Source organism: Burkholderia sp. Bp8998, assembly GCF_003854235.1.
Taxonomy (GTDB): domain Bacteria; phylum Pseudomonadota; class Gammaproteobacteria; order Burkholderiales; family Burkholderiaceae; genus Burkholderia.
Genome location: NZ_QTQF01000010.1, coordinates 132,268 through 144,511, shown reverse-complemented (window position 1 = coordinate 144,511; position 12,244 = coordinate 132,268). Strand labels below are relative to the sequence as shown.

At 64.2% G+C, this 12,244-nt stretch carries 13 protein-coding genes and 1 tRNA gene; all 14 read right to left on the bottom strand.

From position 1 onward, the window contains the following. Positions 1-5: 5 nt before the first annotated feature. Positions 6-656 (bottom strand): NADH-quinone oxidoreductase subunit J, encoded by a 651-nt coding sequence (locus tag DIE06_RS13275; protein WP_059600433.1) that lies wholly within the window; start codon positions 654-656, stop codon positions 6-8. A gap of 114 nt (positions 657-770) precedes the next feature. After that, positions 771-1,259 carry an NADH-quinone oxidoreductase subunit NuoI gene (gene nuoI, locus DIE06_RS13270; RefSeq protein WP_011885529.1) on the bottom strand — a complete coding sequence of 163 codons (489 nt, stop codon included), beginning with the start codon at positions 1,257-1,259 and terminating at the stop codon, positions 771-773. A 15-nt stretch (positions 1,260-1,274) separates the two neighbouring features. Beyond that, the gene (gene nuoH / locus DIE06_RS13265) at positions 1,275-2,342 is read right to left on the bottom strand and encodes an NADH-quinone oxidoreductase subunit NuoH (RefSeq protein WP_124661808.1); all 1,068 of its coding nucleotides are present in this window, start codon (positions 2,340-2,342) and stop codon (positions 1,275-1,277) included. Next, on the bottom strand, positions 2,343-4,673 hold the full coding sequence (gene nuoG, locus DIE06_RS13260) for an NADH-quinone oxidoreductase subunit NuoG (RefSeq protein ID WP_124612539.1): 2,331 nt from the start codon (positions 4,671-4,673) through the stop codon (positions 2,343-2,345). A gap of 84 nt (positions 4,674-4,757) precedes the next feature. Beyond that, positions 4,758-6,068 carry an NADH-quinone oxidoreductase subunit NuoF gene (gene nuoF / locus DIE06_RS13255; RefSeq protein ID WP_006756904.1) on the bottom strand — a complete coding sequence of 437 codons (1,311 nt, stop codon included), beginning with the start codon at positions 6,066-6,068 and terminating at the stop codon, positions 4,758-4,760. Next, positions 6,065-6,550 (bottom strand): NADH-quinone oxidoreductase subunit NuoE, encoded by a 486-nt coding sequence (gene nuoE, locus DIE06_RS13250; protein ID WP_006478266.1) that lies wholly within the window; start codon positions 6,548-6,550, stop codon positions 6,065-6,067. Before nuoE ends, nuoF begins: the two co-directional genes overlap by 4 nt. Positions 6,551-6,730: 180 nt before the next feature. Then, complete coding sequence (locus DIE06_RS13245; RefSeq protein ID WP_044844663.1) at positions 6,731-7,984, bottom strand: NADH-quinone oxidoreductase subunit D; 1,254 nt, start codon at positions 7,982-7,984, stop codon at positions 6,731-6,733. Positions 7,985-7,993: 9 nt separating this feature from the next. Further along, on the bottom strand, positions 7,994-8,596 hold the full coding sequence (locus DIE06_RS13240; protein WP_124498165.1) for an NADH-quinone oxidoreductase subunit C: 603 nt from the start codon (positions 8,594-8,596) through the stop codon (positions 7,994-7,996). 21 nt (positions 8,597-8,617) lie between these two features. Further along, positions 8,618-9,097, bottom strand: a complete 480-nt coding sequence (locus DIE06_RS13235; protein WP_006398799.1) for an NADH-quinone oxidoreductase subunit B family protein — start codon at positions 9,095-9,097, stop codon at positions 8,618-8,620. Positions 9,098-9,159: 62 nt separating this feature from the next. After that, positions 9,160-9,519 (bottom strand): NADH-quinone oxidoreductase subunit A, encoded by a 360-nt coding sequence (locus DIE06_RS13230; RefSeq protein WP_006398798.1) that lies wholly within the window; start codon positions 9,517-9,519, stop codon positions 9,160-9,162. A gap of 154 nt (positions 9,520-9,673) precedes the next feature. Continuing rightward, positions 9,674-9,758 (bottom strand) — tRNA-Leu (locus DIE06_RS13225). A 111-nt stretch (positions 9,759-9,869) separates the two neighbouring features. Beyond that, positions 9,870-10,247 carry a preprotein translocase subunit SecG gene (secG, locus tag DIE06_RS13220; RefSeq protein WP_124661807.1) on the bottom strand — a complete coding sequence of 126 codons (378 nt, stop codon included), beginning with the start codon at positions 10,245-10,247 and terminating at the stop codon, positions 9,870-9,872. A gap of 72 nt (positions 10,248-10,319) precedes the next feature. Continuing rightward, positions 10,320-11,075, bottom strand: coding sequence for a triose-phosphate isomerase (gene tpiA / locus DIE06_RS13215; protein ID WP_124661806.1), 756 nt, complete (start codon positions 11,073-11,075; stop codon positions 10,320-10,322). Positions 11,076-11,216: 141 nt separating this feature from the next. Then, positions 11,217-12,236 carry an NAD(P)H-quinone oxidoreductase gene (locus DIE06_RS13210; RefSeq protein WP_124661805.1) on the bottom strand — a complete coding sequence of 340 codons (1,020 nt, stop codon included), beginning with the start codon at positions 12,234-12,236 and terminating at the stop codon, positions 11,217-11,219. Positions 12,237-12,244: the final 8 nt, after the last annotated feature.

Below are 12,244 nucleotides of genomic sequence, written 5' to 3'. Positions count from 1 at the left end.
TCCGCTTAGCCGTTGGTGCTCGTACCGGCTTCGCTCTGCGCCGTTTCCGGCTGCGGCTTTTCCGCTTCCATCTTCACGAGGCGCACGCGGTCGTCGCGACGCACCTTGACCTGATCCGACACGCGCTGGCGCTTGCTGTCCTTGCCCTTGCGCTCGGTCAGCCCGATCGCGGCGATGATCGCGACCAGCAGCACCAGGCCGGCGATTTCAAACGCGAAGATGTAGTCGGTGTAGATCACCTTGCCGATCAGTCGCGTGTTCGACCAGTCGGCCATCGCGCCCGTCGCCATGGCGTGGACCGTGTGCGTGTCGCCATAGCCGCGCCACAGGATCAGCGCGGTCTCGACCACGATGATCGCGCCGACGACCGTTGCCATCGGCACGAAGCGCTTGAAGTCGCGGCGCAGGTAATCGATGTTGATGTCCAGCATCATCACGACGAACAGGAACAGCACCATCACGGCGCCCACGTACACCAGCACCAGCAGGATCGCGAGGAACTCCGCTTCCAGCAGCATCCAGATCGCGGCGGCGTTGAAGAACGCCAGCACAAGGAAAAGCGCAGACGCCACCGGGTTGCGCGAAGTGATCACCTTCAGCCCTGATACCACCAGGAGCAGCGCGAAGATGTAGAACAGTACGGTCGTGAATTCCATGATTACCGGTTCATCGTTAGGCCATAGTCAGGCGCGGCTTGCGGGACGCTCTCGCGTGCCGCACCCGTCGCGGCGGCTCGGCCCGTTCATGCCGGGCCGGCACTGCAAACACAATCAACGATACGGCGCGTCGGCAGCCTTCGCCGCAGCGATGTCCTTCTCGTAGCGATCGCCCACCGCGAGCAGCATTTCCTTCGTGAAATACAGGTCGCCGCGCTTTTCGCCGTGGTACTCGAGAATCTGCGTCTCGACGATTGAATCGACCGGGCAGCTTTCTTCGCAGAAACCGCAGAAGATGCACTTCGTCAGGTCGATGTCGTAGCGCGTCGTGCGGCGCGTGTTGTCCGCGCGCGTTTCCGATTCGATCGTGATCGCCATGGCGGGGCACACGGCCTCGCAGAGCTTGCACGCGATGCAGCGCTCTTCGCCGTTTTCGTAGCGGCGCAGCGCATGCAGCCCGCGGAAGCGCGGCGAGATCGGGGTCTTCTCTTCCGGAAACTGCACGGTGAACTTGCGCCGGAACGTGTAACGACCGGTCAGCGCGAGCCCCTTCAGCAGCTCCGTCAGGAAGAAGGTCTTAAAGAAGTGTTGGATTGCCGTCATGATTTCGTCCGATCTTTACTTCACCCAGATGTTGAGCGGCGACATCATCCAGAAGCCGACCACGACCACCCAGATCACCGTGACGGGCAGGAACACCTTCCAGCCCAGACGCATGATCTGGTCGTAACGGTAGCGCGGGAACGTCGCGCGCACCCAGATGAACACCGACAGCAGCGCGAATACCTTCAGCACCAGCCAGAAGATGCCCGGAATGAACGACAGGAATTCGAACGGTGCGTCCCAGCCGCCGAGGAACAGCGTCGCAGCCAACGCCGAGATCACGATCATGTTGATGTACTCGGCCAGGAAGAACAGCGCGAACGCCATACCCGAGTAATCGATCATGTGACCCGCGACGATTTCCGACTCCCCTTCCACCACGTCGAACGGGTGACGGTTCGTTTCGGCGATGCCGGACACGAAGTAGACGACGAACGCCGGCAGGAGCGGCAGCCAGTTCCACGACAGGAAGTTCACGCCGTGGCCGGCGAAGAAGCCGTGCTGCTGCGAGCCGACGATTTCCGACAGGTTCAGGCTGCCGGCCGTCATCAGCACGAGCACCAGCGCGAAGCCCATCGAGATTTCGTACGAGACCATCTGCGCCGCGGCACGCATCGCACCGAGGAACGCGTACTTCGAGTTCGACGCCCAGCCGGCGAGAATCACCGCGTACACGCCGATCGACGAGATCGCCATCGCGTACAGCAGGCCCGCGTTCACGTTCGCGAGCACGGCTTCGGCCTGGAACGGGATCACCGCCCACACGGCGAACGCCGGCACGACGGTCATGACCGGCGCAATCAGGTACAGCCAGCGGCTGGCGGCGCTCGGCTGAATGACTTCCTTCAGCAGCAGCTTCAGCACGTCGGCGATCGGCTGCAGCAGGCCGCCGGGGCCGACGCGGTTCGGGCCGAGACGCACGTGCATCCAGCCGATCAGCTTGCGCTCCCACAGAATCAGGTACGCGACGCACAGCAGGATGACGACGGAGACGACGAGGATGCGCACGACTGCCCACACCGTCGGCCACGCGAAGCCGAGAAGCTCGGCCCCGCCCGCGTTGATCGTATCGAACAAGCTCATTTACGCCTTCTCCACCACCAGTTCACCGGACAGGCTGCCGAGCGCTGCGCCGGCAGGCGTTGCCGCCGACACGCGAACGACCGTCTCCGCAAGATTCGCGTCGCGCACGGCCGGCAACTGCACCGCACGCTCGCCCTGGCGCACGCGAACCGCGTCGCCTTCCTTCAAGCCCAGCTTGTCGAACAGCGCGGCCGGCAGGGCCGCGGCGTTCGCCACCTTCGCGGCGGCCGTCAGGTGCAGCGCACCTGCGCGGCGCACGAGTGCGTCGGCATGATAGATCGGCACATCGGCGAGGCGCTCGAAGCCGCCGTTCGCGGCAGTTGCCGCGACGCGAGCCGGTGCGACCGACGCCTGGTTCGACAGACGGTTCGCGACGCCTGCGTCGCCGAGCGCCGCGAGACGCACTTCTTCCGCCGTTTCGTATTCGAAGTTCGGCAGGCCGAGCAGGCTGCCGAGCACGCGCAGCACCTTCCACGCCGGACGCGTGTCGCCGAGCGGACGCACGACGCCGTTGAAGCTCTGCACCGACCCTTCCGCGTTCACGTACGTACCGGCCGTTTCCGTGAACGGCGCGATCGGCAGCAGCACGTCGGCGTAATCGAGGCCGTGCTTGAACGGCGACATCACGACGACCATTTCGGCCTGGTTCAGCGCGGCAAGCGCCTGCGCCGGATCAGCCGTGTCGAATTCCGGTTCGACGTTCAGCAGCACGTAGCCCTTGCGCGGCTGCGCGAACGCTTCACGTGCGTTCAGGCCGCCTTCGCCCGGCAGTGCGCCGACGACGTGCGCGCCGACCGTATTCGCCGCTTCCGTCAGGAAGCCGAACGTGGCGCCGGTGTTGTCGGCGATCCACTGTGCGACGGCGTGCAGCTTCGCGAATTGCGGGTGACGGACAGCTGCGTTGCCGAGCAGCACCGCGCGGCGCTCGCCGTTCGCGAGCGACTGGGCGACCGCTTGCGCAGCCGGCGATGCCGTGACGCCCGCGAGCGTGTCCGGCAGCGCGACGCCACGCAGTTGCGCGACGGCTGCGGCAACGCCGGCCAGCTCGTCGAGCCATGCCGACGGCGCGGCGACGATGCGCTTCGCGGTCGGGATCAGCGAGTCGTCGGCGGTCGCGTGCAGGAAGTGCAGCTTCGCGCCGTTCTTCGCGGCCTGACGCAGGCGTGCGGCAAACAGCGGGTGGTCGCGGCGCAGGAACGAACCGACGACGAACGCGGCATCCACGTTCGACAGGTCGGCGATCGGCATGCCGAGCCACGGTGCGCCCTGGACCGGCGCCGAGAAATCCTGCTGACGCAGACGGAAGTCGACGTTCGGCGTCTTCAGTTCGCTGGCGAGCTGCTTCACGAGGAACAGCTCTTCAGCGGTGCTGTGCGCGCTCGCGAGCATCGCCAGCGCGTTCGCGCCGTGATCCGCGGCGATGCCCTTCAGGCCCTTCGCGACGTATTCGAGCGCGGTCTGCCAGTCGGTTTCGATCCACTGGCCGCCCTGCTTCAGCATCGGCTTCGTCAGGCGCTCTTCGCTGTTCAGGCCTTCGTACGAGAAACGATCCTTGTCCGAGATCCAGCACTCGTTGATCGCTTCGTTCTCGAACGGCAGCACGCGCATCACGCGGTTGTTCTTCACCTGCACGACGAGGTTAGCGCCGACGGAATCGTGCGGGCTCACCGACTTGCGGCGCGACAGTTCCCACGTACGGGCGCTGTAGCGGAACGGCTTGCTGGTCAGCGCGCCGACCGGGCACAGGTCGATCATGTTGCCCGACAGTTCGGAGTCGACCGTCTTGCCGACGAACGTCGTGATTTCCGAGTGCTCGCCACGGCCCAGCATGCCGAGCTCCATCACGCCGGCGATTTCCTGGCCGAAGCGGACGCAACGCGTGCAGTGGATGCAGCGCGACATCTCTTCCATCGAGATCAGCGGGCCCACGTTCTTGTGGAACACCACGCGCTTTTCTTCCGAGTAGCGCGACGACGACTTGCCGTAGCCGACCGCCAGATCCTGCAGCTGGCATTCGCCGCCCTGATCGCAGATCGGGCAGTCGAGCGGGTGGTTGATGAGGAGGAATTCCATCACCGACTGCTGCGCCTTCACGGCCTTGTCGGACTGCGTGCGCACGATCATGCCGGCCGACACGGGCGTCGCGCAGGCAGGCACGGCCTTCGGCATCTTCTCGACTTCGACGAGACACATCCGGCAGTTGGCCGCAACCGACAGTTTCTTGTGATAGCAGAAGTGAGGAATGTACGTATCCGCCTTGTGCGCAGCCTGGATCACCATGCTGCCTTCGGGCACCTCGACCTTCTTGCCGTCTATTTCAAGTTCAACCATGATGGTGAATGGTCCTTAACCTATTTCCGCCCGTTCGCGCCTTCGCCCGACCGTGCGCTCAAATTCCGCAACCGGTGCTTCGCTTCAGGCTGCCGCCGCGTGTGCGTGGCCGCCGACCATGCAGTGCTTGTGCTCGACGTGGTACGCGAATTCGTCCCAGTAATGCTTGAGCATCCCGCGCACCGGCATCGCCGCCGCATCGCCGAGTGCGCAGATCGTGCGGCCCATGATGTTCTCGGCAACCGAGTTCAGCAGGTCCAGATCTTCCTGGCGCCCTTCGCCGTGCTCGATACGATTCACGACGCGATACAGCCAGCCGGTGCCTTCGCGGCACGGCGTGCACTGACCGCACGATTCCTCGTAGTAGAAGTACGACAGGCGCAGCAGCGAACGCACCATGCAACGCGTCTCGTCCATCACGATCACCGCGCCGGAGCCGAGCATCGAGCCCGCCTTCGCGATCGAGTCGTAATCGAGATCGGTCTGCATCATGATGTCGCCCGGGATCACCGGTGCCGACGAACCGCCCGGGATCACTGCCTTGATCTTGCGACCGCCGCGCATCCCGCCGGCGAGTTCCATCAGCGTCGCGAACGGCGTGCCGAGCGGCACTTCATAGTTGCCCGGACGCTCGACGTCGCCCGACACCGAGAAGATCTTCGTGCCGCCGTTGTTCGGCTTGCCGATCTCGAGGTAATTCTGCGGTCCGATGGACAGCAGGAACGGCACCGCGGCGAACGTCTCGGTGTTGTTGATCGTGGTCGGCTTGCCGTACACGCCGAAGCTCGCCGGGAACGGCGGCTTGAAGCGCGGCTGGCCCTTCTTGCCCTCGAGCGACTCGAGCAGCGCCGTTTCCTCGCCGCAGATGTACGCGCCGTAACCGTGGTGCGCGTGCAGCTGGAACGAGAATTCCGAGCCCATGATGTTGTCGCCGAGGAAACCCGCGGCGCGCGCTTCATCGAGCGCGGCCTCGAAGCGTCGATACACTTCGAAGATTTCGCCGTGGATGTAGTTGTAGCCGACGGTGATGCCCATCGCGTACGCGCCGATGGCCATGCCCTCGATCAGCGCATGCGGGTTCCAGCGCAGGATGTCGCGATCCTTGAACGTGCCCGGCTCGCCTTCGTCCGAGTTGCAGACGAGGTACTTCTGCCCCGGGAACTGGCGCGGCATGAAGCTCCATTTCAGGCCGGTCGGGAAGCCCGCACCGCCACGGCCACGCAAGCCCGATGCCTTCACGTCGGCGATCACCTGCTCCGGCGGAATCTTTTCTTCGAGAATGCGGCGCAGCTGCTTGTAGCCGCCGCGCGCAACGTAGTCTTCGAGATGCCAGTTCTCGCCGTTCAGACCAGCGAGGATCAGCGGTTTGATGTGACGGTCGTGGAGGGACGTCATTTCGAGAGCTCCTCAAGCAGCTGGTCGATCTTCTCGCGGCTCATGAAGCTGCACATTCTGTGATTGTTCACCAGCAGCACCGGCGCATCGCCGCACGAGCCCATGCATTCGCCTTCCTTCAGCGTGAACTTGCCGTCGGGCGTGGTCTCGCCGAAGCCGATGCCCAGCTTCTGTTTCAGGTAGTCGGCAGTCGCTTCCGCGCCGCCGTGCGGGCCAAGCTGGCACGGCAGGTTCGTGCAGAGCGTGATCTTGTGCTTGCCGACCGGTTTGAGCTCGTACATCGTGTAGAACGTCGCGACTTCCTGCACGGCGACGGCCGGCATGCCGAGATAGTCCGCGACGAACTGCATCAGTTCGGGCGACAGCCAGCCGTGCTCTTCCTGAGCGACGGCCAACGCCGACATCACGGCGGACTGTTTCTGATCGGCGGGATACTTCGTCAACGCTCGATCGATTTCCTTCAGGCCTTCAGCTGAGATCATTTTCAGACACGACTCTTTCAATTCCTACCGAACGAACAACCTGCCGCACTGCTGTGCATGGACGGCAGACCTGGCGCTCACTGTTGACAGCTTGCGAAGCCGCGCCGGTTCAGCGCATACCGCATGTGACTTCGCGTGTGACTGACTGCTCGCCGCCCGCTCGCGCGGGCGGCGCAACCATTAGCGATCGATTTCGCCGAACACGATGTCCTGCGTACCGATAATCGTGACGGCGTCGGCAATCATGTGACCGCGCGCCATTTCGTCGAGCGACGCGAGGTGCGCGAAGCCCGGTGCGCGGATCTTGAGGCGATACGGCTTGTTGGCACCATCCGACACGAGGTAGATGCCGAATTCGCCCTTCGGATGCTCGACTGCCGCGTACGCTTCGCCTTCCGGCACGTGAAAACCTTCGGTGAAGAGCTTGAAGTGGTGAATCAAGTCTTCCATGTTGGTCTTCATGCCGACGCGCGACGGCGGCGCAACCTTGTGATTGTCGGTCATCACCGGGCCCGGATTCTTGCGGAGCCACTCAATACACTGTTTCGCGATACGGACCGACTGGCGCATTTCCTCGACGCGCACCAGATAGCGGTCGTAGCAATCGCCGTTCACGCCGACCGGCACGTCGAAATCCATGCGGTCGTACACTTCGTACGGCTGCTTCTTGCGCAGGTCCCACGCGATGCCCGAGCCGCGCAGCATCGGGCCCGTCAGGCCCATCTGCAGCGCACGTTCCGGGCTGACGACACCGATCCCGACCAGACGCTGTTTCCAGATCCGGTTGTCGGTCAGCAGCGTTTCATATTCGTCGACGCACTTCGGGAAGCGCGTGAAGAAGTCGTCGATGAAGTCGAGCACCGAGCCGCTGCGCGCTTCGTTCATCTTCGCGAGCGCCTTCTCGTTACGAATCTTCGACGCCTTGTATTGCGGCATTGCGTCAGGCAAGTCGCGATAGACGCCGCCCGGACGATAGTACGCCGCGTGCATCCGGGCACCGGACACCGCTTCGTACACGTCCATCAGGTCTTCGCGCTCGCGGAACGCGTACAGGAACACGGCCATCGCGCCGACGTCGAGCGCGTGCGCGCCGATCCACATCAGGTGGTTCAGTACGCGCGTGATCTCGTCGAACAGCACGCGGATGTACTGCGCGCGCTCCGGCACGTCGATGCCGAGCAGACGCTCGATCGCGAGTACGTAGCCGTGCTCGTTGACCATCATCGACACGTAGTCGAGACGGTCCATGTACGGCACGGACTGGATGAAGGTCTTGCTTTCCGCGAGCTTTTCAGTCGCGCGGTGCAGCAGGCCGATGTGCGGATCGGCGCGCTGGATGACTTCGCCGTCGAGCTCGAGCACCAGGCGCAGCACGCCGTGCGCTGCCGGGTGCTGCGGGCCGAAGTTGAGGGTGTAGTTCTTGATTTCTGCCATGACGCCCCCTTAATGTTTCAGACCGCCATAGCGATCCTCGCGGATCACGCGCGGCGTGATTTCGCGCGGCTCGATCGTCACCGGCTGGTAGACGACCCGCTTCTCTTCCGGGTCGTAACGCATTTCGACATAGCCCGACACCGGGAAGTCCTTGCGGAACGGGTGGCCGATGAAGCCGTAGTCGGTGAGGATGCGGCGCAGGTCGGGGTGACCCTCGAACACGAGGCCGTACAGGTCAAATGCTTCGCGCTCGTACCAGTTTGCGGAGGTCCAGATGTCGACGAGCGATGCCACGATCGGCAGATCGTCGTCCGGCGCGAACACGCGCAGACGCAGGCGCCAGTTGTTCGTGACCGACAGCAATTGCGACACGGCCGCAAAACGCGGGCCGTCGTAGGCGCCGTCGCCGTAGGTCTGGTAGTCGACGCCGCACAGGTCGATCAGCTGCTCGAAACGGAGCTTCGGATCGTCGCGCAGCGTCTTTGCGACTTCGAGGTAATCGCTCGCCTTCACGACGAGCGTCAGTTCACCGATCGCTTCGGTGAGGCTCACCACGCGCGCGCCGAGCGCGGCTTCGAGGTTTGCCTTGAGGGTCTCGATTTTGCTTGCCATATTGAGGGGACGCTCGGGACTTTATTGACGGGCGATGGTGTTGGTGCGGCGGATCTTCGCCTGAAGCTGGATCACGCCGTAGACCAGCGCCTCCGCCGTGGGCGGACAGCCCGGCACGTAGACGTCGACCGGCACGATCCGGTCGCAACCGCGGACCACCGAGTACGAGTAGTGGTAGTAGCCGCCGCCGTTCGCGCACGACCCCATCGAGATCACCCAGCGCGGCTCGGCCATCTGGTCGTACACGCGGCGCAGCGCGGGCGCCATCTTGTTGCACAGCGTGCCGGCGACGATCATCACGTCCGACTGACGCGGGCTCGGACGGAACACGACCCCGAACCGGTCCAGGTCATAACGGGCCGCGCCCGCATGCATCATCTCGACGGCGCAACACGCGAGCCCGAACGTCATCGGCCACAGCGAGCCGGTACGCGTCCAGTTGATCAGCTTGTCAGCCGTCGTGGTGACAAACCCTTCCTTCAAGACCCCTTCGATACTCATTTGCTTTCCACTCCAGACGAGCGGCCCAGCGTGGCCGCCCATGCAAACCGGCGATTAACCCATCACTCCCAGTCGAGGCCGCCTTTCTTCCAGATATAGGCAAAGCCCAGCAGGAATTCGAGCAGAAAAATCATCATTGCGATGAAACCCGGCCAGCCGATATCCCGGAGCGCGACGCCCCACGGAAACAGGAATGCGGTTTCGAGATCGAAGATGATGAACAGGATGGCGACGAGGTAGTACCGGACGTCGAATTTCATCCGGGCGTCTTCAAAGGCTTCGAAGCCGCACTCGTACGGTGCGTTCTTCTCGACGTCCGGCTTGTTGGGACCAAGGAGCTTGCCGATGCTGACCAGCGCTATACCTAAACCAGTGCCCACGAGGAGGAACAACAAGACGGGGTAATAGGCTGCGAGGTTCAAGGCAATCCTCTATCGGTTGGTTCTGAGCGTCCGGAGAATACCACTTCCGGCGGAAGGAATCATTTCGGAGTGCATGCGATCACAAGACAATCGCAAGGCACACCCCACAAATGAAAAATGCCAGCCACTAGAAGCGGCTGGCATTGAGTAACTTTGGTGCCGACGGCGAGACTCGAACTCGCACAGCTTTCGCCACTACCCCCTCAAGATAGCGTGTCTACCAATTTCACCACGTCGGCACTGCATGCAACTCGGGTTGTACTACTTGTTTCCCGCGAATCGCTTCAAGATTTAAATTCTAACCCGAGTTCCAGATTTGTTCAACGCACAAACGCAAAAATTTGAACTTTTTATTTCGGGACGTCCTGGCCCGGCGCGCTCGCAGCCGAACCCGCCGCAGCGGACGCCGCGACGGCCGGCGCCGACGCGGCAGGCGCCGATGCCGGTGCGGTCGGTGCCGCGCCGAGCACGCCTGCCGATGGCGTCGACTTGTACGAACCGAGGTACGTCAGCGCGAGCGTCGCGACGAAGAAGATCGTCGCGAGAATGCCCGTCGTGCGCGACAGGAAGTTCGCGGAGCCCGTCGCTCCGAACAGGCTGCCCGAGGCGCCGCTGCCGAATGCGGCGCCCATGTCGGCACCCTTGCCGTGCTGCAGCAGCACGAGCCCGATCACACCAAGTGCGGACAGCACCTGCACGACAATAATCAACGTCTTGAATAACAGCATCACACCCACCCGATTGGATCAGGCGACCGGACCGACCGGCCGCCATCATGGTTCAATTCGATCCCGGACCGCTCAACGTGCAGCCCGGCAGATCGCCAGGAAATCTTCCGCCTTCAGCGACGCGCCGCCGATCAGGCCGCCGTCGATGTCCGCCTGCGCGAACAGCTCTTCCGCGTTGTCCGGCTTCACGCTGCCGCCGTACAGCACCGATACGTCCGCCGCACCCTTCGCCGCGAGACGCGCACGCAGGAATGCGTGCACGTCCTGCGCCTGCGCCGACGTTGCGCTCTTGCCCGTGCCGATCGCCCAGACCGGCTCGTACGCGACGACGATGCGTGCCGCTTCTTCAGCCGTCAGCACGGCGAGCACGGCGTCGAGCTGCGCACCGACAACCTGCTCGGTCGCGCCCGCTTCGCGCTCGTCGAGCGTTTCACCGACGCACACGACCGGCGTGAGGCCTGCCGCGAGCGCGCGCTGCGTCTTCGCTGCGACGGTTTCGTTGCGCTCGCCGTGATACGCGCGACGCTCCGAGTGACCGACGATCGCATACTGCGCGCCGAACTCCGCCACCATCGCGGCCGCCACTTCACCGGTGAACGCGCCCTGCTCGTGCGCGGACACGTCCTGCGCGCCGAACGCGACACGGCCGCCGGCGAGTTGCGCCTGAACCTGCGCGAGATACGGGAACGGCACGCACACGCCAATCGACGTCCCAACCGCCACCGCACCCGCGCCCTGCACCACTTCGCTCAGCAATGCCTGGTTGCCGGCCAGCCGGCCGTGCATCTTCCAGTTGCCGATCACTCGCTTTGTTCGTTGTTTCGACATCGTGTCTGTCTCGTCACTATCTTGTCATTAACGCACCGGAAACCGGCCGTCAGGTTGGATCTGGCGAAGCAAACCCACGATTTTACTGCGCGCGGCTTGAACCGGTCAAACCGCACATGTCAAGTCCGGCCGCACGGACCGTCAGGCGGTCGTACCCCAATCGAGGACGATCTTGCCGATGTGTTCGCCGCTTTCCATCAACGCATGCGCCTGCGCGGCCTCGCCGGCCGGCAGCACGCGATAGATCACGGGCTTGATGCGGCCGTCCGCGAGCAGTGGCCAGACGCGCGCCTTCAGCTGTGCGGCAATGCGCGCCTTGAACTCGACCGGACGCGGACGCAGCGTCGAGCCCGTCACCGTCAGCCGGCGGCGCAGGATCTCGCTCAGGTTGACCTCCGCCTTCGCGCCGCCGAGCAGCGCGATCAGCACGAGGCGGCCGCCGTCCGCGAGCGCAGACAGTTCGCGCGGCACGTACGAGCCCGCGACCATGTCGAGGATCACGTCGACGCCGCGATCGTGCGTCAGCGACTTGACGACCTCGACGAAGTCCTCGGTCTTGTAGTTGATCGCACGCTCGGCGCCGAGCGCCTCGCATGCGCGGCATTTGTCGGCGTTCCCGGCCGTCGCGAACACGCGAAAGCCGAGCGCGTGCGCGATCTGGATCGCCGTCACGCCGATTCCGCTCGAGCCGCCCTGCACAAGCAGCGTTTCCTGCTCGCCGCCCTCGCCCGCACCGAGCAGCGCTCGGTCGAACACGTTGCTCCACACCGTGAAGAACGTTTCAGGCAGCGATGCGGCCTCGATGTCGGTCAGCCCGTCGGGCACCGGCAGGCATTGCGGCAGCGGCGCGACCGCGTACTCGGCGTAGCCACCGCCCGCGAGCAGCGCGCAGACGCGATCGCCCAGCTTCAGGCCGAACGGATTCAGCGCCGCATCCGACAGGTCGCCGCCGACGATCTCGCCCGCGACCTCGAGGCCCGGCAGATCCGACGCCCCCGGCGGCGGCGCATACGCGCCCTTGCGCTGGAATACGTCGGGCCGGTTCACGCCGGAAGCCGCCACCTTGATCAGCACTTCGCCGCGCTTCGGTTCGGGGCGCGAACGCTCGGCGAGCTTCAGCACGTCGGGGGCGCCGAATTCGGTGATTTCGATGGCTTTCATGGTGGTCG

Coding starts and splice junctions, on each gene's coding strand:
- DIE06_RS13275 (WP_059600433.1), bottom strand. CDS start 656: ATGGAATTCACGACCGTACTGTTCTACATCTTCGCGCTGCTCCTGGTG.
- nuoI (WP_011885529.1), bottom strand. CDS start 1,259: ATGACGGCAATCCAACACTTCTTTAAGACCTTCTTCCTGACGGAGCTG.
- nuoH (WP_124661808.1), bottom strand. CDS start 2,342: ATGAGCTTGTTCGATACGATCAACGCGGGCGGGGCCGAGCTTCTCGGC.
- nuoG (WP_124612539.1), bottom strand. CDS start 4,673: ATGGTTGAACTTGAAATAGACGGCAAGAAGGTCGAGGTGCCCGAAGGC.
- nuoF (WP_006756904.1), bottom strand. CDS start 6,068: ATGACGTCCCTCCACGACCGTCACATCAAACCGCTGATCCTCGCTGGT.
- nuoE (WP_006478266.1), bottom strand. CDS start 6,550: ATGATCTCAGCTGAAGGCCTGAAGGAAATCGATCGAGCGTTGACGAAG.
- DIE06_RS13245 (WP_044844663.1), bottom strand. CDS start 7,984: ATGGCAGAAATCAAGAACTACACCCTCAACTTCGGCCCGCAGCACCCG.
- DIE06_RS13240 (WP_124498165.1), bottom strand. CDS start 8,596: ATGGCAAGCAAAATCGAGACCCTCAAGGCAAACCTCGAAGCCGCGCTC.
- DIE06_RS13235 (WP_006398799.1), bottom strand. CDS start 9,097: ATGAGTATCGAAGGGGTCTTGAAGGAAGGGTTTGTCACCACGACGGCT.
- secG (WP_124661807.1), bottom strand. CDS start 10,247: ATGCTGTTATTCAAGACGTTGATTATTGTCGTGCAGGTGCTGTCCGCA.
- tpiA (WP_124661806.1), bottom strand. CDS start 11,075: ATGTCGAAACAACGAACAAAGCGAGTGATCGGCAACTGGAAGATGCAC.
- DIE06_RS13210 (WP_124661805.1), bottom strand. CDS start 12,236: ATGAAAGCCATCGAAATCACCGAATTCGGCGCCCCCGACGTGCTGAAG.